Here is a 20,324-nt window from a genome sequence, read left to right as displayed (position 1 = left end):
AGCAGCCAATCAACAGGCCGTCTGAAAGTTTTGTATGTCTTTAGCCCAACCCAAACGTATTCTGATCATCAAATTGCGCCATCATGGCGATGTGCTTTTGAGCACGCCGGTGGTCGATGCGCTGAAAACCCGTTTCCCCGATTGCGAAATCGATATGCTGGTGTATGCCGGTACGGAGCAGCTGATTGCTGATAATCCGCAGATTGCGCAGATTTTGACCATTGATCGAAATTGGAAGAAGCTAGGCGTATTCAAGCAGTTGGCGTGTGAGAAAAACCTTTTGTCTAAGCTGAAGGCGCGCGATTACGACTGGGCTTTCAACCTGTCCGACCAATGGCGCGCGGCAATAATCGCCAAACTGTGCGCCCGTTGCAGTGTGGGTTTTGACTGCATCAAGCGCGACGGTTTTTGGTGGCGTTTCTGTCATGATTTTATCAACCATGAGCTTGATCCCAGCCATCATATCGTTGAAAACCAATTGAATATCCTTGCGCCGCTTATCCAGCCTGAAGACGTCGCCGATGCGAAGGTACGCCTTTGGGTAGCACAAGATGCAAGGGAAAGCATGCAGCAGAAATTGCGTGAGCAGGGGTGGAGCGGTGAAGATTATGTGTTACTGCACCCGGGTGCGCGTTGGCATTTCAAATGTTGGGAAGACGGCAAAAACGCCGCCATCGTACAACTTCTGCTCAACAGCGGACAGAATGTCGTATTGACTGCTTCTCCCGACACTGTCGAACAATACATGCTTCAGGAAATTATAGGCCGTCTGAATATTCCGGAAGGCAGAAAAGTATATGTGTTGTCCGGATGTTTGAGCCTGCGTGAATTGGCGGCGGCCATTGAGGGCGCCAAGCTGTTTGTCGGTGTCGATTCCGCACCGATGCACATCGCTGCAGCTTTGGATAAACCGCAAATCGCTTTGTTTGGCGCATCATGGGTGGATAAATGGCGTCCGTATTCCGAGCAGGCCGAAGTCATTTATGCCGGCGATTATGCCGAACTGCCTCACCCCGACAGTATCGATACCAACGATCCGACACGTTTGTTGAAAGCGATTCCTTTGCAGGATGTGTGGGATAGAATTTCTGCCAAATTGGAGGCGTTGGAGGCTTAAAACCGCTTACCACGATCCGTTAAACGTTTTAGCTTTGCGCCAAAATGCCCATTTGGAACGGCGGCCGATTTCCAGCGTGCCGCCGTTTTCGCCGTCTGTGGTAATGCATACAGTTTTCAGACGGCCTGAGGCGAGTGCGTCCCATAAAGGCGAAAACCAACGGGTTTCCCAGCTTTCCAAAATATCTTTGTATGCCCAAACATCGCCTGTCTGTAAGGTGGAAACCAAGTCGTCCAAAAAGATAAGGCCGTCTGAAACTGTGCTGCCTGTTTCTTGAACCATCTCAAACCAAGCCTTCAAATCATACGGCGCATCGAGTTTGGGCGTATCTAAAAAACGCGCCCATGCGCTGTCTGAGGCGACAATATCCGCAGACTGTGTGCCGTTCGCATCGTTCCACAGCCACAAACCGTTGATTTCCGGCAATCCTTGTTGTTCACGCGCTTGGTTAATCGGATGCGAGTGGAGAAACATTTGGATTTCCGTCTGCACGGCCAACCAAGACACCGCATCTTTGCCGTGCGCCTGACCGTCCATTTCCGGCTGCCCGCACACATCCAAAACACATTCCGCCCCCCAATCTTCTATCGTCGGCATACTGAGCAGCCACATGCTTTCGCAAAGCGGCTCGAATTGCCAATCTTTATCTTGATAAAACGCCGACAAGTCCGCACATAACCGTTGCGCCTCCTCTTTTTGGATGCCGATAAACTCGCCACTGATAATGTTGACATGGTGCATGCCCATCTGTTGCCAAACCGGAGAGGCAAAAGCGGCTGTGCGTTTTTGGCTTGTGTGGCGTAAACGTTGCACTTGGGCAATGAGGCTGCCGCCCCACAAATGGCGTCCGTAAAATTCAGACGGCCTGAGTGTTTCTTTGCGTAATGTGCCGTAACGCAAAAGACGGTTAAAAGCAGGTAAGGCAAGCTCAGGGACGGATTCGTCGGCAAAGCGGTTGAGTGAGGGGAGGGCGAGGGTCAGCTTCATAAGCGCAAATAGATAGAAAAACCGTTATTTTACGCGACAAATGATGCGTTTCGGAACCTTGCCCTCACGTACTCAAAAAGAGCCGTTCAGACGGCCGGTTTGGAAAAAACGGGCTGTCATGCTAGAATGCGTGGCGTAAATTTCAGAAAAACAGGGTGTAAATCAACACAATAGCCCTGATAATAACGTCAATCTCAAACACGACCTCATTCATTCCGAATGAAAACCTGATTTTCAGATCGGAAAAAAGACTCCAAGTCCTTTATCCCCAAAACTGTTTAAACCAGCAGGCGGTCGCCGCAGACCGGATATGCCGGCATTCTGCAAACCTCAAAAAACAGACCGCCCCATTAAGGATAACGCGTGATTAAAAACAAATATTCCACTCGATTCAAAGCAACCCTCTTAGCGTTTCTGCTGCCGGCTTCAGGCATCATGACCGCATACGCCATTACCGACCCTCAACCAGCACAAACCGATTTTAAAGTCGAGCGTATTTCCGAAGAGCTGCCTGCCGTTTATGTGGAAACCAATACCTATCAATCCAGCTATTGGGCGCAAGAAGTCGTCCAAGCCGGCGACTCTTTGGCAGACGTTTTGACGCGCATGGGTGTCAATCAAGAAGACATCAAGCAAATCATGGCGAAAAACAATGCCAACCTCGACATGAAAAACCTGCGGACCAACCAATCCGTCAACATCCGCATCGATTCTTCAGGCCAAGTGACCGACGTTCAATTCTTTACCGATGAGGAATTGGAACGCAACTTGGTGGCTTTGGAAAAAGTCAAAGGCAAATGGCGCATTTCCAATGCTGAAATCGACATGAAAACCATGCCGACCCTGCGCTCCGTGCAAATCCGCACTTCCGCCATCGGCGATATGCTCCGTGCCGAAATTCCTTCCGAAGTGTATATCCAGCTCAAAGAAATCTTTGCCGACTCGTTCAATATGAGCGATTTGAAAGAAGGCGATACCGTACGCCTTTTGTACAACAGCATGTATTTCCGCGGCCAGCAAATGGCGGTCGGCGATATTTTGGCGGCTGAAGTGGTTAAAGACGGCAAAACTTACCAAGCCTATTATTACAGCCAAGGTAAAGGCGACGAAGAAAGCGGTAGCTACTACGACCAAAACGGTAAGTCCCTGCAACAAAAAGAAGGCTTTAATACCGAGCCTGTTGCATACACGCGCATTTCTTCCCCGTTCGGCTACCGTGTCCATCCGGTTTTGCATACCGTCCGTATGCACACCGGTATCGACTATGCCGCGCCGACCGGTACGCCGATTAAGGCCGCTGCCGACGGCGAAGTGATTTTCAAAGGTTGGAAAGGCGGCTACGGCAATACCGTGATGATTCGCCATGCCAACGGTGTGGAAACCCTGTACGGCCACATGAGCGCGTTCAGCCCGGCCGACGGTAGAGTCCGCGCCGGCGAAGTGATTGGTTTTGTGGGTACAACCGGCCGTTCTACCGGTCCGCATCTGCACTACGAAGCACGCGTCAATGGCCAGCCGGTCAACCCGACTACCGTCGCCCTGCCGACGCCGAAATTGACCCCGACCAATATGGCCGCGTTCCGCAAACAGCAAAAAGATGCCAGCACGATGTTGTCTGCCGTCCGCTCTTTGCCGGTTTCCGTAGCGCAGTTGGATTAATAAGATAAAGGCCGTCTGAATAAGGTTTCTTTCAGACGGCCTTTTCCATTAAAATCGATACCTCAACGCCCACGTTTACTCAGAGAAAGCTTATGTCTGCTCATCAGCCTATTATCCAATCCCTGCTTGATACCGACCTGTACAAATTCACCATGCTGCAAGTCGTGTTGCACCAATTCCCGCAAACCCACAGCCTTTACGAATTCCGCTGCCGCAACAAAGAGATGGTGTATCCGCTGGCCGATATTCAAGAAGACTTGGAACGCGAACTCGACGCCCTGTGTCAGCTGCGCTTTACCCATGACGAACTCGACTATCTGCGCAGCCTGCGCTTTATCAAAAGCGACTTTGTCGATTATCTCGAACTTTTCCAACTCCAACGCCGCTTCGTCCAAGTTAGCCCTGACGATCAAGGCCGTCTGAACATCCGCATCGAAGGCCCGATGATACAGGCGATGTTCTTCGAGATTTTCATTCTTGCCATCGTCAACGAACTCTATTTCCGCCGCTTGGAAACGTCTGCCGTCATTGAAGAAGGCGAGCGCCGTTTGCAGGCCAAAGCGCAACAGCTGAAAGAAATTGCAGCTACACAAAATCCGAATGATCCGCCGTTCCTTATTTCCGATTTCGGCACGCGCCGCCGCTACACCCTTGCATGGCAGGAACACGTTATCCGCACCTTGTTAGAAGCCGCTCCCGATATCGTGCGCGGTACTAGCAATGTTTATCTGGCCAAAAAACTCGGCATCACACCAATCGGCACCATGGCGCATGAGTTCCTCCAAGCCTTCCAAGCCTTGGACGTACGTTTGCGCAATTTCCAAAAAGCCGCGCTGGAAAGCTGGGTACACGAATACCGCGGCGACCTCGGCATTGCACTGACCGACGTGGTCGGCATGGATGCCTTCTTGCGCGATTTTGACCTTTATTTTGCCAAACTCTTCGACGGCCTGCGCCACGATAGCGGCGATCCTTATGTTTGGGGCGACAAAGCCTACGAGCATTACAAAAAACTCAAAATCGACAGCCGCACCAAAATGCTGACCTTTTCAGACGGCCTCGATATTGAGCGTTCATGGGCGTTGCATCAATACTTCAAAGACCGTTTCAAAACCAGTTTCGGTATCGGTACCAACCTGACCAACGACTTGGGACACACGCCTTTGAACATTGTCTTGAAGCTTGTCGAGTGTAACGGCCAATCCGTCGCCAAGCTCTCCGACTCCCCGGGCAAAACCATGACTACCAACAACACCTTCCTCGCTTACCTGCGCCAAGTGTTTGACGTACCTGAGCCGGAAGAGAAAGCCTAAAAACAAAGGCCGTCTGAAATGTTCAGACGGCCTTTTTAATTAATCCATATCGCTTTCAGGCAATTCTGCCGAACCCATGCGGCGCAGGATGATATTGGTTTTGTTGTGCATCCGTTTGCTCTTAGGATGGTCTGCGTAAAACAGCGGAGCCGGAACGCGTGCCGTGAGTTTGGCGGCTTGTTGGCGGGTGAGGGCGGAGGCAGGTTTCTTGTAGAAATACTGGGATGCAGCTTCCGCGCCGAATACGCCGTAGTGCCATTCGATTGAGTTTAAATACAGTTCAAAAATGCGGTCTTTGTCGGTAACGGCTTCCATCATTGCCGTAATCGCCGCTTCTTCGCCTTTGCGGATGTAGCTTCGGCTTTCGTTGAGAAACAGGTTTTTCGCCAGTTGCTGGCTGATGGTTGAACCGCCGGCTTTAACTTCGCCGCTTTGCTTATTGCGTTTCATGGCGTATTTGATGCCGCTCCAGTCAAAGCCGCTGTGTTCGGCAAAGTTGGCGTCTTCGGAAGCAATCAGGGCTTTTTTGAGGTTGACGGAGATTTGGTCGTAAGGCACCCAGTGGTAATCCAGCTCGACATCGCGGCCTTCTTTTGCAAACTGACTCATGCGCATGGACATAAAAGCAGTTTTGCTGGGCGCGACGGCGCGGTAGGTAATGATGTTGCCGTACACATAAGCGTTGAAGAAAATGAAGATGCCGATGGGCAGGGCAATCAGCCATTTGATGATGCGGAACATGGTTACAGGGCTTTCATGTATTCGATAACGGGGCGGATATCGGGCGTAAATCCGCGCCAAATATGGTAAGAAGCGGCAGCCTGACCGACCAGCATGCCCAGGCCGTCTGAAACTTCGGCCGCACCATTGCTTTGGGCAAAGTTCAAAAACGCCTGCGCCGCGTCGCCGTAAACCATATCGTAGGCAAGGCGGCAGTTGTGGAAAATTTCAGGGCTGACAGCAGGAAGCTGACCGCTCAAGCCGCTGGACGTGCCGTTGATGATGATATCAAAACTGCCGTTCAAATCCGCCATCGGGACGGCTTCAATGCCGAAAAGCTGCGCCAATTCCTCGGCTTTGGCATGGGTACGGTTGGCAATGACGATACGGGCAGGGTGGTGTTCTTTCAAAACCGGAATCACGCCGCGCACCGCGCCGCCTGCGCCCAAAAGCAAAATGGTTTTGCCCTCAATGGCAATATTTTTAACCTGCGTGATGTCGTTGGCCAAACCGATACCGTCAGTGTTGTCGCCGCGTATTCTGCCGTCTTCCAACCACACCAGCGTATTGACCGCGCCGGCAGCCAAGGCGCGTTCGGAATGCTCGTCCGCCAGTGCAAAGGCTTCCTGCTTGAATGGGACGGTTACATTCGCACCTTGCCCGCCCTCGGCGTGAAACGCCGCAACAGCCTCGGCAAAACCGCCGATTTCGGCACAAATGCGCTCATATTCAATGGCCGCGCCTTTCTGCAGTGCAAACTGTTGATGGATTTGCGGCGATTTACTGTGTGCAACGGGATTGCCGAAAACGGCGTAGCGGGGGAGGGTAGTCATGGTCGTGTTCCAAAAGATGGGACGGCTATTTTATAACGGCGGCGTACAGATGGAAACGATGCCGTCTGAAATGGTTGTCAGGTAGTATGATGGAATATTTTTTCTTGAAAAAAAAAGTCATTTTTTTTACAATTTAACTTTATTTTTTTACAATTTAATTTTATTTTGTTGACAAGGACGAAAGGGGTGGACATGAAAAAGATGTTGTGCTTGGCAGTATTTGCATTAGGGTTAGCAACGCCGGCGGTGGCGGCGGATTGGGTGTTGGTAAGTACTGACAGTAACGAGGCTTATACTATCATTGGTGATGCAGACAGCCGTACGGACGATAGAGCATGGTTTGAAATAAGGTACGCCAAGCCGCAAAAGATTGGCGATGGAAAAATTTATAATACAACTAAATCGTTGGACGAAATAGATTGCAGTGGTAAACGTCATAGGATTTTGACGATAACGGCGTATTCCAAATCGGGAAACTCTATCGTTTCTTATACCCCATCCTATGCCGAATGGCGTTATGTTATTCCCGGTACGGTTGGAGAGAGTATGTACAAATTTGTCTGCAACGGCTATCCTCGCTGACCGTTTTCAAATCAAACAACAGATGCCGTCTGAACTGCTTTCAGACGGCATCTGTTTTGTCGGCATTCGGACAAAAGGGCGGGCATTCCGCTTTTGAACAGACAAACCGAAGCATATTGTTGACAATCTTGCCGTCTGAAACTATATTTCAGTGCGTAAAAACGGGCGCCCTGATGTATTTCAGACGGCCTTACCGTGATAGAATAACAAATTAAACCCAATCCCTCAGGAGCTGAAGATGTCCATCAAAGACGCTGTAAAACTGATTGAAGAAAGCGAAGCCCGCTTCGTAGATTTGCGCTTTACCGATACCAAAGGCAAGCAGCACCACTTTACCGTACCCGCCCGCATCGTCCTCGACGATCCCGAAGAATGGTTTGAAAACGGTCAGGCGTTTGACGGTTCGTCCATCGGCGGCTGGAAAGGCATTCAGGCTTCCGATATGCAGTTGCGTCCCGATGCATCTACAGCCTTCGTCGATCCTTTCTACGACGATACCACCGTTGTCTTTACCTGCGACGTTATCGATCCGGCCGACGGTCAAGGCTATGACCGCGACCCTCGTTCTATCGCACGCCGCGCCGAAGCCTATTTGAAATCTTCCGGCATCGGCGACACCGCCTACTTCGGTCCTGAGCCTGAATTCTTCGTTTTTGACGGCGTAGAATTTGAAACCGACATGCACAAAACCCGTTACGAAATCACGTCCGAAAGCGGCGCATGGTCAAGCGGCCTGCACATGGACGGTCAAAATACCGGCCACCGTCCGACCGTCAAAGGCGGTTACGCGCCTGTTGCACCGATTGATTGCGGCCAAGACCTGCGTTCTGCCATGGTCAATGTTTTGGAAGAACTCGGCATCGAAGTGGAAGTCCATCACGCCGAAGTCGGCACCGGCAGCCAAATGGAAATCGGCACCCGTTTTGCCACTTTGGTTAAACGCGCCGACCAAACCCAAGACATGAAATACGTGATTCAAAACGTTGCCCACAACTTCGGCAAAACCGCTACATTTATGCCTAAACCGATTATGGGCGACAACGGCAGCGGTATGCACGTTCACCAATCCATTTGGAAAGACGGTCAAAACCTGTTCTCAGGTGATGGCTATGCCGGTTTGTCCGATACCGCCCTTTATTACATCGGCGGCATCATCAAACACGCCAAAGCCTTGAACGCGATTACCAATCCGTCCACCAACTCTTACAAACGCCTCGTGCCGCACTTTGAAGCGCCGACCAAACTGGCCTACTCCGCCAAAAACCGTTCCGCTTCCATCCGCATTCCGTCCGTGAACAGCAGCAAAGCACGCCGTATCGAAGCGCGTTTCCCTGATCCGACCGCCAACCCATACTTGGCATTTGCCGCTTTGTTGATGGCCGGTTTGGACGGTATTCAAAACAAAATCCATCCGGGCGACCCTGCCGATAAAAACCTGTACGACCTGCCACCGGAAGAAGATGCATTGGTGCCAACCGTTTGCGCTTCTTTGGAAGAAGCACTGGCCGCCCTCAAAGCCGACCATGAATTCCTCCTGCGCGGCGGCGTGTTCAGCAAAGACTGGATCGACAGCTACATCGCCTTTAAAGAGGAAGATGTCCGCCGTATCCGTATGGCGCCGCATCCGCTGGAATTTGAAATGTATTACAGCCTGTAAAACAGCTGAGGCATTTTAAATAGTAAATCAAAGGCCGTCTGAAACTGGATTTGAAGTTTCAGACGGCCTTTAGGCTTGAAATAAATGGGGTGCTCGAATTGGGTATGATAGCGAGAAGCAATGAATCATGCTGTTTGAAAGCCTTTATGGAATTGGTACTGCGTGTTAAATTTCAGCATGACAGGCCTTTTATTAAAGATATTCGCCATTACTTTATAGTGAACCAGTCTTCAAGCTGAATCCGCAAGGTAAGGGCATTACTTGGGAAGAGCTGAAAGAGTCTTTCGATTCGGATAAGACAGAAGAAGATTAAAGCCTCAGGCCGTCTGAAAGGATATTTAAGGATATTTTCTGTTTTCAGAGGGCATGTTTGATAAGGAAAACCATGTTTGCAAATTTTGATTTAGGCGTATTTCTGCTGGCAGTATTGCCCGTGTTGTTGGCCATTACCGTGCGCGAAGTGGCACGCGGTTATACGGCGCGGTATTGGGGCGACCATACCGGCGAGCAGTTCGGGCGTTTGACCCTCAATCCGCTGCCGCACATCGATCCTGTCGGTACGATTGTTGTGCCGCTGGTGTGTCTGATGATAGGCAGTTTCCTGTTCGGCTGGGCGCGTCCCATGCCCATCGATTCGCGCAATTTCCGTGATCCGCGCCGCGCGTGGCGTTGGGTGTCGATTTCAGGCCCGATTGCCAATCTGATTTTGGCGTTCTTTTGGGGCTTTGTCGTCGTACTTGCCGCATATGTGCCTGAGTCTTATCAAGCGCCCTTGGCGCAGATGGCCGGTTACGGCGTGATGGTGAACTCGATTTGGGTCGCATTCAGCCTGATTCCGATTTTGCCTTGGGACGGCGGTATTTTTATTGATACCTTCCTCAACGCCAAGCAGTCCATGCAGTTCCGTAAAATCGAGCCATACGGCACATGGATTATCCTGATCCTGTTGTTTACCGGCCTGCTGGCCAAACTGATTTGGCCGATTATTGCCATGATTCAGGCCGCAGTACAGATGGTTGTCATGCTGTTTATTTAAATGTTGTGGCTGAAAAGGCCGTCTGAAACTCAGTTTCAGACGGCCTTTTTCATTGTGCAACATGTAAATACGATTGGAAAAGTTGCTTAAAAATTGTACAATCTCAGCCCTTTCAATTTGGCGCACACATCATGCACATCGGCGGCTATTTCATTGACAACCCCATCGCACTTGCCCCCATGGCAGGTATTACGGACAAACCGTTCCGCCGGATTTGCCGCGAGTTTGGTGCAGGGTGGGCGGTATGCGAAATGCTAATCAGCGATCCGAGTTTGCGCCATACCAAAAAAACCTTGCGCCGCAGCGATTTTGAAGGCGAGGGCGGAGTGGTGGCCGTGCAGATTGCCGGCAGTGATCCGCAGCAGATGGCGGAAGCTGCGCGGTATAACGTCGGCTTGGGCGCGCAGGTCATTGATATAAACATGGGCTGTCCGGCCAAAAAAGTCTGCAATGTTCAGGCAGGCAGCGCATTGATGCAAAACGAGCCTTTGGTTGCCGAAATCTTGGAAGCCGTTGTCAACGCGGTGGACGTACCCGTTACCCTCAAAACCCGTTTGGGCTGGCACGATGAACATCAAAACTTGCCGACCATTGCCAAAATCGCCGAAGAATCAGGCATTGCAGCCCTTGCCATCCACGGCCGCACCCGTACGCAGATGTACAAAGGCGAAGCGCGTTACGAACTGATTGCCGAAACCAAAGGCCGTTTGAACATCCCCGTTTGGGTCAACGGCGATATCACTTCGCCGCAAAAAGCCACCTCCGTACTCAAGCAAACCGCCGCCGACGGCATCATGATAGGGCGCGGCGCACAAGGCAGGCCGTGGCTTTTCCGTGATTTAAAATATTACGCCGAACACGGCGTTTTGCCGCCGGCCTTAAGCTTGGCAGAATGCAACGCCACCATTTTGAACCATATCCGCGCCATGCATGAATTTTATGGAGAAGTGGCCGGCGTACGCATCGCCCGCAAACACATCGGCTGGTATATCGATGAAATGCCCGACGGCGAACAAACACGCCGGGAAATCAACCACTTGGACAGCGCCTCAGCACAATACGATACCCTTGCCGCCTATCTTGAGATACTTTCAGAAAAAACCGACCACTGGGTATGCCACTATCGGGAAGGCTAAAGAGTTTCAGACGGCCTCATCATTTAAAAACAAATCTAAAGAAAGACATGACGATGAATCAAACGACTACTGACATTGCGCAATGTATTGAACAAAACTTACGACAATACTTCAAAGACTTGGATGGTACGGAACCTTGCGGTGTGTATGATATGGTATTGCATCAAGTGGAAAAGCCGATGCTTGCCTGCGTGATGGAGCAATGCGGCGGAAACCAGTCTAAAGCGGCCGTTATTTTGGGTTTGAACCGCAATACCCTGCGTAAAAAATTACAACAGCACGGTATGCTGTAATACGGCAGGGCAATCCGTCCTGACGGTCGAAGGAGAAATAACAATGCAAAATCCGAATAAATTAAATATCCATTTCATCTTGCACGAGGCATTTGAAGTGCCGGGAGCATATTTGAAATGGGCGCAATGGCGCGGACATAACATCAGTACAACCAAAGTGTACGAAAGGGAAACCCTGCCTGACAATGTGGACGATATAGATTTTTTGATTGTGATGGGCGGGCCGCAATCGCCTGATGAAGACAGGCAGGCATTCCCGTATTACGACCCCGAATCCGAGCTGCTCCTGATGCGTCAGGCGATGGCGGCGGATAAATATATTGTCGGCGTATGTTTGGGTGCGCAGCTTTTATCCGTTGCCTACGGCGCGCGCCACACACGCAGCCCTGAGCGTGAAATCGGCATTTATCCGATTGAGTTGACGGCGGAAGGTTTGGCGGATGCCCATGTTTCCCTGTTGGGCAAAACCCTGAATACCGGCCATTGGCACGGCGATATGCCCGGTTTGACGGATGAGGCGGTTGTGTTGGCAACCAGCAAAGGCTGTCCGTGCCAGATTATCCGTTTTGCGCCCAAACATTATGCCTTCCAGGCCCATTTGGAGTTTGACCGTGAAGCCGTCGGGCTGCTGATTGCGGCGGACGGACGCGAAAATGTGGCCGAACAAAGCCAAGCCCAAACTTATGTCCAGCATCCGGATAAAATCGAAGCGGCGGATTTCAGTGAAATGAATGCCAAACTCTTCGACTTTTTGGATTCGCTGACGAAGACAAAATAAAAAAGGCTAACTCTCCAGGCCGTCTGAATAATAAATATAGAGAAGAAACGATTAACCCTTTTTAAAAGGTCGGACCATGTTCTATCAAATACTTGCCCTGCTGATTTGGGGCAGCTCTTTTATCGCTGCCAAGTATTCTTACGAGATGATCGACCCTGCGTTGATGGTTGAGGCACGGTTGTTGATTGCCGCATTGATGGTGCTGCCGTCGTGCCGCCGCCATTTGGGTAGGATTCCGCGGAGCGAGTGGAAGCCGTTGTTGTGGATTTCCTTTGTTAACTACGTTGTCGTTTTGATGCTTCAGTTTATCGGTTTGAAATACACGTCTGCCGCCAGCGCGGTTACCATGGTGGGGTTGGAGCCTTTGCTGGTGGTTTTTGTCGGTCATTTCTTTTTCAACGACAAAGCGAAAATTTACCACTGGATTTGCGGTGCGGCGGCGTTTGCAGGCGTGGGCATGATGGTAATGGGCGGCGCGGAAGAGGGCGGTACGATTGACTGGTTCGGCTGTCTGTTGATTTTGCTTGCGGGATTGGGTTTTGCAGGCGTGATACGACCGAGCCAGCAGATGATTGCCCGCATCGGTGCGCCTGCATTTACCGCGGCTTCCATGGCTGTGGCGGCGGTGTTGTGTCTGCCGTTTTCGCTGGTGTTGGCAGACAGTTATCAAATCAACTGGTCATGGGGCGGTACGCTGTCGATTTTGTATATGGGCATCGGCTGTAGCTGGCTTGCCTATCTGTTGTGGAACAAAGGCATGAACAAAGTCCCTGCCAACGTCTCCGGCCTACTGATTTCGCTTGAGCCTGTCATCGGCGTTATCATGGCGGTGCTAATTTTGGGCGAACATTTAAGTGCTATGTCTGCGATGGGCATTACCGTCGTTATTGCGTCCACTTTTGTCGCCGGTATGTTGGCGCGTGTCAGCAACAAACACAAAAAGGCCGTCTGAAACGGTTTCAGACGGCCTGAAGTAAGCAGTATCTTTTTTCAATAAAACATTTTGGGAAAATTTCTATGAAACGCATTATCTCCCTGCTTTTGCTTGCCTGCCCTATCTTGGCGTCGGCTGCACCCGATAACGACAAAGCCGCCGTACAGGCCGTCATTGCCAAGCATTACAACCGACCGCTTGCCGCGCACAAATGCCAGCTCGCCAAGCCGCCGAAAGACAGTGAGACAGCATCTGACAATATTATGTATTGCATGAAACCCGTTGCCGATCATACCGTAACGCGCAACGGCAAAGCCACGCGCTATGTGTTGTACACAGGTTTTGCCTACGATATGCAACAAAAAGTAAAACAGGACGCGCATGCTTCTTCGGGTCTGGCAGAATTGTTTGTTTTGGAGAAAGCAGACGGCAAGTGGGCAATCAAACAGCACGGAAAAGATAAAATCGGCGCATGGGGCGAGCCGCCGGAGAATAAGGAATGGAAGTTTGTTCAGGTGGGCGCACAAAACTGGGGCTACACTGTCGAGTCAGGTTATACAGGTCAGGGTGAAACGACAACCGGAGAAAATTTCCTGTTTACCGATAATAGCAACCGTGTCCGTAAAAGCTTAATTATCAGCGGTAATGATAACGGCGCATATTTTGGCGATTGCGATGAATGGAAAGGGCGCGAAAAACGCCTCTGCGAAGACACGTTTGTCAGCCTGGAAGCCAAAATTGCTTTTGACAAAAGCCGTCCTGCCGTATCCGGCGTATGGGCGTTGGCTGCAAAACTCAGCGGCGTATCAAGAAAGAAAAATTATAAAAATCAGAAATATATTTTCCCTTATAACGGCCAAACCCACGTCGCCCCCAAGAACTATCCCTTAGGCGGACAATAGTCTCCTTAAAAAACGCTTTGATTAAACCACTACTACCTCAAGTCAAATCCCGTGAAAGAAACGCATAAACTTTGGACCGCCCTCATCATTACCGGCATTATCGGCGGCATGGTCGGCATTGTATTAACCGAAATCATGCACACGATTCAACATCTTGCCTACGGTTACGGTTCAGACGGCCTATACGTTTCTTTCCGCGAGGGCGTATCGCAGGCAAGTCCGGAGCGGCATATCGGCGTGATGACCTTTTGCGGCGCGGTGGTCGGCTTGGGGTGGTGGTTGCTCAAACGCTACGGCAGGCCGCAACCGAGCATTAAAGCCGTGGTTAAAAATCCGCTCGTCGGTTTTCCGTTTTTTGAAACCGTCAGCCATGCTCTGTTGCAAATCATTACCGTCGGGCTTGGCTCGCCGCTCGGCCGCGAAGTTGCGCCGCGCGAAATGACTGCTGCCTTTGCTTCAGTAGGCGTCAACCGTTTCGGGTTGAGCGAAGACGACACAAGGCTGGTCATCGCTTGTGCCTCGGGTGCAGGTTTGGCAGCCGTGTATAATGTGCCGCTCGCCTCCACACTTTTCATCCTCGAAGCCATGCTGGGCGTATGGACGCAGCAAGCAGTTGCCGCCGCATTGCTGACTTCAGTCATCGCCACCGCCGTTGCGCGCATCGGCTTGGGCGACGTGCAGCAATATCATCCGGCCAACCTTTCCATCAACACCTCATTACTTTGGTTTTCCGCCATCATCGGCCCAGTACTGGGCGCAACCGCCGTCTTTTTCCAGCGCACAGCCCAAAAGTTTCCCTTCATCAAGCGCGACAACATCAAAATCATTCCCTTGGCCGTCTGTATGTTTGCACTCATTGGTGCGATTTCTGTTTGGTTTCCCGAAATTTTGGGCAACGGCAAAGCAGGCAACCAACTGACCTTTGGCGGATTGACTGACTGGCAACACAGCCTTGAGCTGACCGCCGTCAAATGGCTGGTCGTCTTGATGGCACTTGCCGTCGGCGCATACGGCGGCCTGATTACCCCGTCCATGATGCTCGGCAGTACCATTGCCTTTGCAGCTGCCGCCGCGTGGAATACTTTCTTTCCTGCCATGTCCTCCGAAAGCGCGGCCGTTGTCGGCGCTGCCGTTTTCCTCGGCGTTTCCCTTAAAATGCCCCTGACAGCCATAGCCTTTATTTTGGAGCTCACCTACGCCCCCGTTGCCTTGCTCATGCCATTATGTGCAGGCATGGCAGGCGCAGTATGGGTAGCAAAGAAAATGGGATTTAAATAGGCAAAAGCAAAAGGCCGTCTGAAACCAAGTTTCAGACGGCCTTTTACAATAAAATTGTTAACAATATCTATAAAAACCTACTGCCAAAAAGGCGAAAATAGCGGATAATACCGCCCTGAAAATTCATCCCATATCGATTAAACCTTCAACAAAGGAAATCCAAATGTCTTCCATCAAACGCGCCCTGATCAGCCTATCCGACAAGACAGGCGCAGTCGAATTTGCCCAAACCCTGACTAAGCTCGGTGTTGAAATCCTCTCTACCGGCGGTACAGCAAAGCTCTTGGCTGATGCAGGCGTTCCCGTTATCGAAGTTGCCGACTATACCGGTTTTCCCGAAATGCTCGATGGCCGCGTGAAAACCCTGCATCCGAAAATCCACGGTGGTATCCTCGGCCGTCGCGATTTGGACGAACACGTCACCAAGATGGAAGAACACGGCATCGGCAATATCGACCTCGTGTGCGTCAACCTCTACCCCTTCGCCGCCACCATCGCCAAACCAAACTGCACACTGGAAGACGCGATTGAAAACATCGACATCGGCGGCCCGACCATGGTGCGCTCTGCCGCGAAAAACTGGAAACATGTCGCCATTGTTACCGACACAGCCGATTTCCCGGCCATCGCCGCCGAACTCGAAGCCAACAACGGCGCATTGAGCGACAAAACCCGTTTCAACCTCTCACGCAAAGCATTTAGCCATACCGCCCAATACGACGGCATGATTTCCAACTACCTGACCTCCCTTTCAGACGACGTCTTAAGCGGCCAGCCCCAAATCGGCGAATTCCCAAGCCAGTTCAACCAAAGCTGGATTAAAGTGCAAGACATGCGCTACGGCGAAAACCCGCACCAACGCGCCGCGTTCTACCGCGATATTTACCCCGCCGCAGGCAGCCTTTCCGCCTACAAACAACTGCAAGGCAAAGAATTGTCGTACAACAACATTGCCGATGCCGATGCCGCATGGGAAGCCGTCAAATCCTTTGACGCGCCGGCCTGCGTGATCGTGAAACACGCCAATCCGTGCGGCGTAGCCATCGCCTCCAATACCTTGGATGCCTACAAACTCGCCTACGCTACCGATACCACCAGCGCATTCGGCGGCATCATCGCCTTCAACCGCGAAGTGGACGGCGAAACTGTCAAACAAATTACCGACAACCAATTTATGGAAGTCCTCATGGCGCCGAAGTTCACCGCCGAAGCCCTCGAAATTGCCGCCGCCAAGAAAAACGTACGCGTATTGGAAGTGCCGCTTGAAGCAGGTGCCAACCGCTTTGAACTCAAACGCGTCGGCGGCGGACTGTTGGTACAAACCCCCGACATCCATCGCATCAACCGCGCCGATTTGAAAGTCGTCTCCAAACGCCAACCGACCGAGCAAGAGTGGAACGACCTGATGTTTGTCTGGAACGTCGCGAAATACGTCAAATCCAACGCCATCGTCTTCGGCAAAGGCGGTCAAACCTACGGCATCGGCGCAGGCCAAATGAGCCGCGTGGACAGCACCCGCATCGCCGCCCGCAAAGCGCAAGATGCCAATCTCGACCTCAACGGCGCATGTGCCGCTTCCGATGCCTTCTTCCCATTCCGCGACGGCGTAGATGTCATTGCCGAGCAGGGCATCAAAGCCATCATCCATCCGGCAGGCTCCATGCGCGACCAAGAAGTCTTTGACGCAGCGGACGAACACGGCATCGCCATGGTCGTAACCGGCATCCGCCATTTCCGCCACTGATAAGCTGATATAAAATAAAGGCCGTCTGAAAACAAAGTTTCAATATCATGAAACCCGTTTTCAGACGGCCTTCTTTAATCATCAAACAATTTAGCGGCCTAACTGTAAATCAAGACAAAGCAACCAAGCCACAGCCCATCCGATTCATACGGCAACAAAACGTCCTAAGTCTAAAACCAACCCACTCAGAGAAAAAATATGAAACACATCCTCCTCATCCTCGCCCTCGCCACACTCACCGCCTGCGCCTCCAGTCATACCGGTGGCTACGGCTATGCCGGCAACAACGGCGCTTCCGCAGGCGTGACCCAAACATTCCGTTGGTAAGGCCGTCTGAAAAAACAACACAGTTTTCTACAATAGAGAACAAGCAAATCCCAAACGTAAAGGCAAGTTTTACACTTGCCTTTTTAACATTGTCCATCGGCTCAATAGCGCATAAATTCGTGTCATTTGCCTGCTGTTTGCTATGTTAGAAAACGTCAAAGGCCGTCTGAAAACAGGCGATATAAACCCATCGCACGGTTTAAACCGATCCTCGATACAAATCTCATTAATTCTCTAAATAAAAGCTGACATCTAAATCTATCACTAAAATAACTATCCTGTTAACATATTATTTAATAATCATTATTGTTTGAAAATTTCAATAAAAATCATATAATTATAAAAAAGCGTTTAAAAAAAGCAACAAGTAAATCTAACCAGCATGACCGTTGAGGGCGAAAAAATAACACTTTATCGGAAGAGTTGATTTGTAAAACCAAACGCATATAAAATTTGGACAAGGATTCCGAATGCATTGAAAGAAGCTGACAAAAAGTGACTTGTTAAGAAACAAGCTGACAAAAAACGGCACATCGTTTCCCAAACTTCACAAGCTTCCCAAAATGTATCAGCATAAAATCCCATAAAACAGGCTTTTAGCTGTTATTCGGCCGAGTGGAGACTTTTGGCACGGGAATTGCATACAGGAGATTACGGCATGAAACCGCATAAAGGGGAGACTCTGAAATGCGGCAAATGTGTGGACAGGCGGTTTACAGCCGAGCAACACGTCCCAAAAGAAATCAAACCCCTTACAGGAAAATCGATATGAATAAAGTCTTTAAAGTCATTTGGAACCACGCGACCCAGACATGGACCGCGGTTTCCGAAATCAGCCATGCACACGGCAAAAAATCCGCTTCTGACAAGCGTAAAGCCGTAGCTGCTGCAGTGGTTGCAGCAGGTGCTTTGATGGCATCTAGCGGAGCAGAGGCCGATGTAAAATTGGGAGGTAGTGCAGTAAACATTACTCCAAATGGTACTTACAACGGTTCTAACAGAAACGTTGGTGTCAACTCTGTTGTAGTGGGTTATCAAAATACTGCGAGCGGTGAAGACGGTACTATTGCTTACGGTGCTAACAATACTGCGACTGCAAACGCAGCATTGGCTGTGGGTAATAACAATATCGCAACCGGCGGTGCATCGACTGCAATGGGTGTAAGCTCTGTTGCAAGTGGTGAAGCTTCTGTTGCAATCGGTAACGTAGCCCAAGCAACGCAAATTCGTGCGACTGCAGTAGGTAACCGTGCAACTGCTACTCAAGACTCTGCAAGTGCATACGGTAACCGTGCAAATGCTGGCGCACAATTTGCAACGGCTATTGGTGATAACTCCAATGCAAATGCTGCTGCAGTTGCTGTAGGTACGCATGCGAACGCTGAAAAACAAGATTCTATCGCTATTGGTAACAACGCTCACGGTGCTTGGACTAATGCTATTGCTGTCGGTAAAGATAGCGTAGCAAAACAAGACCACGCGATTGCAGCAGGTACTAGCGCAAATGCGTCAGGTATTCAAGCTGTCGGTGTTGGTTCATATACAAAAGCAGAAGGTAATCTGACAGTTGCGGTTGGTCCATATGCACAAGCCAATAAAGAAGCTGCAATTGCCGTAGGTTCTAACGCTACTGCTGCTGAGTCTAATGCTATTGCTGTGGGTCAAACTGCTACTGCGGCTAATAATAACTCCATTGCTGTCGGTACTAAAACAGTTTCTAGAGGTGATAACGCAATTGGTATCGGTGCTTATGCTGAATCAACTGCTGCACGTGGTACCGCTATCGGCGTATTGTCTCAAGCGAATGGCGAAGGCTCATTTGCCGGTGGTGCATCTGCTCAAGCAACAGGTGAAAATTCTGTAGCTATTGGCGGTGCGAAAGATGGTACTCTGGGTAATAAAGCAGGTTCTGCTGCTAAAGCCGTTGGTAATAACTCTATTGCAGTAGGTTCTAAATCAAATGCTTCTAAAACTGCTGACGTTGCAGTAGGTTATGCTGCTACAGCAAATGGTACTTCTACCGGTTCTGATGGCGACGGCGTAGTAAATAATGCCGGTTCGGCAATGGCAATCGGTACTGAATCTCAAGCAACCGGTATCGTGGCAACTGCTATCGGCCAACGTTCTCAAGCTCTGGCAAACGGCGCGGTAGCATTGGGTGGCGACGCTCAAGCTAAAAAAGGTTCTGCCGTAGCAATCGGTCGCGGTTCTGTAGCGGACGGTATTTCTGCCGCTGCATTCGGTCCTGCTGCTCAAGCAACTGGTAAATACTCAGTAGCTTTGGGCGTACAAAGCCAAGCCACTTCAGAACAAGCCATCGCATTGGGCCGCCTCTCTCAAGCCAACGGTAAGTTTGCAACTGCCCTGGGTAACAACGCTCAAGCAACAGCCCAACACACTCTGGCTTTGGGCTCAGAAGCTAAATCTACTATCGAAAACAGCGTAGCCCTGGGTAACGGCTCTACAACCAGCGCATTCGTACCTACCAATACTGCTACTGTTGGCAGCTACACTTACAGCGGCTTCGCAGGCGCAACCAGCGGCTTGGGCAACGGCGCAGTATTGTCTGTAGGTTCTGCAGGTAACGAGCGTCAAATCCAAAACGTTGCCGCAGGCCGTATTTCTGCAACTTCTACCGATGCAATCAACGGCTCTCAATTGTACGCTGTTGCAAACCGCATCGAAAACCTGAATCCGTTTGTATTCTCAGGCCATAATGGTAGCGGTAGCTCACCAGATGTAGGTACATACAAATACGATCCTAAATCAAATGCCAATAACACCCTGAAACTGATCGCAGGTGACGGTCTGAAGATGACTTCAAACGGCACTAACGAATACACCCTGAGCGTAATTGGTGGTGGTTCTACTGGTTCTACCGGCGCAACTGGTGCAACTGGCCCTAAAGGCGATACCGGCGCAACTGGTGCAACTGGCCCTAAAGGCGATACCGGTGCAACTGGTGCTACTGGCGCAACTGGCCCTAAAGGCGAAAAAGGCGATACTGGTCCTGCTGGCCCTAAAGGTG

At 50.7% G+C, this 20,324-nt stretch carries 18 protein-coding genes; 15 read left to right on the top strand and 3 right to left on the bottom strand.

All coding sequences use genetic code 11. The features are described from left to right. Positions 1-34: 34 nt before the first annotated feature. Positions 35-1,117 carry a putative lipopolysaccharide heptosyltransferase III gene (gene rfaQ / locus HMPREF2871_RS09380; RefSeq protein WP_049337016.1) on the top strand — a complete coding sequence of 361 codons (1,083 nt, stop codon included), beginning with the start codon at positions 35-37 and terminating at the stop codon, positions 1,115-1,117. Between the two features lie 6 nt (positions 1,118-1,123). Here the strand turns inward: rfaQ and HMPREF2871_RS09375 are convergent, their stop codons facing one another. Continuing rightward, a complete protein-coding gene (locus HMPREF2871_RS09375; RefSeq protein WP_049337014.1) occupies positions 1,124-2,104 on the bottom strand; it encodes a hypothetical protein in 981 nt (326 codons plus the stop codon). Positions 2,105-2,467: 363 nt separating this feature from the next. Between HMPREF2871_RS09375 and HMPREF2871_RS09370 the strand changes: the two genes are divergently transcribed. Together HMPREF2871_RS09370 and pncB are read left to right on the top strand one after the other, a co-directional pair. After that, positions 2,468-3,763: a M23 family metallopeptidase gene (locus HMPREF2871_RS09370; protein WP_049344487.1), complete on the top strand. Its 1,296-nt coding sequence runs from the start codon at positions 2,468-2,470 to the stop codon at positions 3,761-3,763. Positions 3,764-3,855: 92 nt separating this feature from the next. Next, positions 3,856-5,076, top strand: coding sequence for a nicotinate phosphoribosyltransferase (pncB, locus tag HMPREF2871_RS09365; RefSeq protein WP_049344485.1), 1,221 nt, complete (start codon positions 3,856-3,858; stop codon positions 5,074-5,076). A gap of 39 nt (positions 5,077-5,115) precedes the next feature. Here the strand turns inward: pncB and mtgA are convergent, their stop codons facing one another. Further along, positions 5,116-5,817, bottom strand: coding sequence for a monofunctional biosynthetic peptidoglycan transglycosylase (gene mtgA, locus HMPREF2871_RS09360; RefSeq protein WP_049344484.1), 702 nt, complete (start codon positions 5,815-5,817; stop codon positions 5,116-5,118). A gap of 2 nt (positions 5,818-5,819) precedes the next feature. After that, the gene (gene aroE, locus HMPREF2871_RS09355; RefSeq protein ID WP_049344482.1) at positions 5,820-6,629 is read right to left on the bottom strand and encodes a shikimate dehydrogenase; all 810 of its coding nucleotides are present in this window, start codon (positions 6,627-6,629) and stop codon (positions 5,820-5,822) included. A 192-nt stretch (positions 6,630-6,821) separates the two neighbouring features. Between aroE and HMPREF2871_RS09350 the strand changes: the two genes are divergently transcribed. The 12 genes from HMPREF2871_RS09350 to HMPREF2871_RS09300 form a co-directional block, all read left to right on the top strand. Further along, positions 6,822-7,211: a surface-adhesin E family protein gene (locus tag HMPREF2871_RS09350; protein ID WP_049344479.1), complete on the top strand. Its 390-nt coding sequence runs from the start codon at positions 6,822-6,824 to the stop codon at positions 7,209-7,211. A 238-nt stretch (positions 7,212-7,449) separates the two neighbouring features. Further along, positions 7,450-8,868 carry a type I glutamate--ammonia ligase gene (gene glnA, locus HMPREF2871_RS09345; RefSeq protein WP_049332295.1) on the top strand — a complete coding sequence of 473 codons (1,419 nt, stop codon included), beginning with the start codon at positions 7,450-7,452 and terminating at the stop codon, positions 8,866-8,868. Positions 8,869-9,253: 385 nt separating this feature from the next. Next, entirely contained in the window at positions 9,254-9,904 is a 651-nt protein-coding gene (locus HMPREF2871_RS09340) for a site-2 protease family protein (protein WP_049344477.1), read from the top strand. A gap of 131 nt (positions 9,905-10,035) precedes the next feature. Further along, on the top strand, positions 10,036-11,040 hold the full coding sequence (gene dusB, locus HMPREF2871_RS09335) for a tRNA dihydrouridine synthase DusB (protein WP_049344475.1): 1,005 nt from the start codon (positions 10,036-10,038) through the stop codon (positions 11,038-11,040). 53 nt (positions 11,041-11,093) lie between these two features. Continuing rightward, positions 11,094-11,333, top strand: coding sequence for a Fis family transcriptional regulator (locus HMPREF2871_RS09330; RefSeq protein ID WP_003684241.1), 240 nt, complete (start codon positions 11,094-11,096; stop codon positions 11,331-11,333). 43 nt (positions 11,334-11,376) lie between these two features. Continuing rightward, positions 11,377-12,111: a glutamine amidotransferase-related protein gene (locus HMPREF2871_RS09325; protein ID WP_049344473.1), complete on the top strand. Its 735-nt coding sequence runs from the start codon at positions 11,377-11,379 to the stop codon at positions 12,109-12,111. Positions 12,112-12,187: 76 nt separating this feature from the next. Beyond that, entirely contained in the window at positions 12,188-13,063 is an 876-nt protein-coding gene (locus HMPREF2871_RS09320) for a DMT family transporter (protein ID WP_049344471.1), read from the top strand. 65 nt (positions 13,064-13,128) lie between these two features. Next, a complete protein-coding gene (locus tag HMPREF2871_RS09315; RefSeq protein ID WP_049344469.1) occupies positions 13,129-13,947 on the top strand; it encodes a hypothetical protein in 819 nt (272 codons plus the stop codon). A gap of 108 nt (positions 13,948-14,055) precedes the next feature. Continuing rightward, positions 14,056-15,225 carry a chloride channel protein gene (locus HMPREF2871_RS09310; RefSeq protein ID WP_049344557.1) on the top strand — a complete coding sequence of 390 codons (1,170 nt, stop codon included), beginning with the start codon at positions 14,056-14,058 and terminating at the stop codon, positions 15,223-15,225. A gap of 163 nt (positions 15,226-15,388) precedes the next feature. Then, positions 15,389-16,969 carry a bifunctional phosphoribosylaminoimidazolecarboxamide formyltransferase/IMP cyclohydrolase gene (gene purH, locus HMPREF2871_RS09305; RefSeq protein WP_049344467.1) on the top strand — a complete coding sequence of 527 codons (1,581 nt, stop codon included), beginning with the start codon at positions 15,389-15,391 and terminating at the stop codon, positions 16,967-16,969. Positions 16,970-17,167: 198 nt separating this feature from the next. Further along, positions 17,168-17,296 carry a hypothetical protein gene (locus tag HMPREF2871_RS12165; RefSeq protein WP_273620690.1) on the top strand — a complete coding sequence of 43 codons (129 nt, stop codon included), beginning with the start codon at positions 17,168-17,170 and terminating at the stop codon, positions 17,294-17,296. Positions 17,297-18,064: 768 nt separating this feature from the next. Further along, positions 18,065-20,324, top strand: a 2,260-nt coding sequence (locus tag HMPREF2871_RS09300) for an ESPR-type extended signal peptide-containing protein (protein WP_283116995.1), incomplete at its 3' end; no start/stop codon positions are given.

The organism is Neisseria sp. HMSC067G12 (genome assembly GCF_001812725.1).
Taxonomy (GTDB): Bacteria; Pseudomonadota; Gammaproteobacteria; order Burkholderiales; family Neisseriaceae; genus Neisseria; species Neisseria perflava.
This window is presented reverse-complemented; position numbering and strand designations above follow the sequence as displayed.

Excerpts from the sequence above, each read along its gene's own strand:
- rfaQ (WP_049337016.1), top strand. The coding sequence starts at position 35 with ATGTCTTTAGCCCAACCCAAACGTATTCTGATCATCAAATTGCGCCAT.
- HMPREF2871_RS09375 (WP_049337014.1), bottom strand. The coding sequence starts at position 2,104 with ATGAAGCTGACCCTCGCCCTCCCCTCACTCAACCGCTTTGCCGACGAA.
- pncB (WP_049344485.1), top strand. The coding sequence starts at position 3,856 with ATGTCTGCTCATCAGCCTATTATCCAATCCCTGCTTGATACCGACCTG.
- mtgA (WP_049344484.1), bottom strand. The coding sequence starts at position 5,817 with ATGTTCCGCATCATCAAATGGCTGATTGCCCTGCCCATCGGCATCTTC.
- aroE (WP_049344482.1), bottom strand. The coding sequence starts at position 6,629 with ATGACTACCCTCCCCCGCTACGCCGTTTTCGGCAATCCCGTTGCACAC.
- HMPREF2871_RS09350 (WP_049344479.1), top strand. The coding sequence starts at position 6,822 with ATGAAAAAGATGTTGTGCTTGGCAGTATTTGCATTAGGGTTAGCAACG.
- glnA (WP_049332295.1), top strand. The coding sequence starts at position 7,450 with ATGTCCATCAAAGACGCTGTAAAACTGATTGAAGAAAGCGAAGCCCGC.
- HMPREF2871_RS09340 (WP_049344477.1), top strand. The coding sequence starts at position 9,254 with ATGTTTGCAAATTTTGATTTAGGCGTATTTCTGCTGGCAGTATTGCCC.
- dusB (WP_049344475.1), top strand. The coding sequence starts at position 10,036 with ATGCACATCGGCGGCTATTTCATTGACAACCCCATCGCACTTGCCCCC.
- HMPREF2871_RS09330 (WP_003684241.1), top strand. The coding sequence starts at position 11,094 with ATGAATCAAACGACTACTGACATTGCGCAATGTATTGAACAAAACTTA.
- HMPREF2871_RS09325 (WP_049344473.1), top strand. The coding sequence starts at position 11,377 with ATGCAAAATCCGAATAAATTAAATATCCATTTCATCTTGCACGAGGCA.
- HMPREF2871_RS09320 (WP_049344471.1), top strand. The coding sequence starts at position 12,188 with ATGTTCTATCAAATACTTGCCCTGCTGATTTGGGGCAGCTCTTTTATC.
- HMPREF2871_RS09315 (WP_049344469.1), top strand. The coding sequence starts at position 13,129 with ATGAAACGCATTATCTCCCTGCTTTTGCTTGCCTGCCCTATCTTGGCG.
- HMPREF2871_RS09310 (WP_049344557.1), top strand. The coding sequence starts at position 14,056 with ATGGTCGGCATTGTATTAACCGAAATCATGCACACGATTCAACATCTT.
- purH (WP_049344467.1), top strand. The coding sequence starts at position 15,389 with ATGTCTTCCATCAAACGCGCCCTGATCAGCCTATCCGACAAGACAGGC.
- HMPREF2871_RS12165 (WP_273620690.1), top strand. The coding sequence starts at position 17,168 with ATGAAACACATCCTCCTCATCCTCGCCCTCGCCACACTCACCGCCTGC.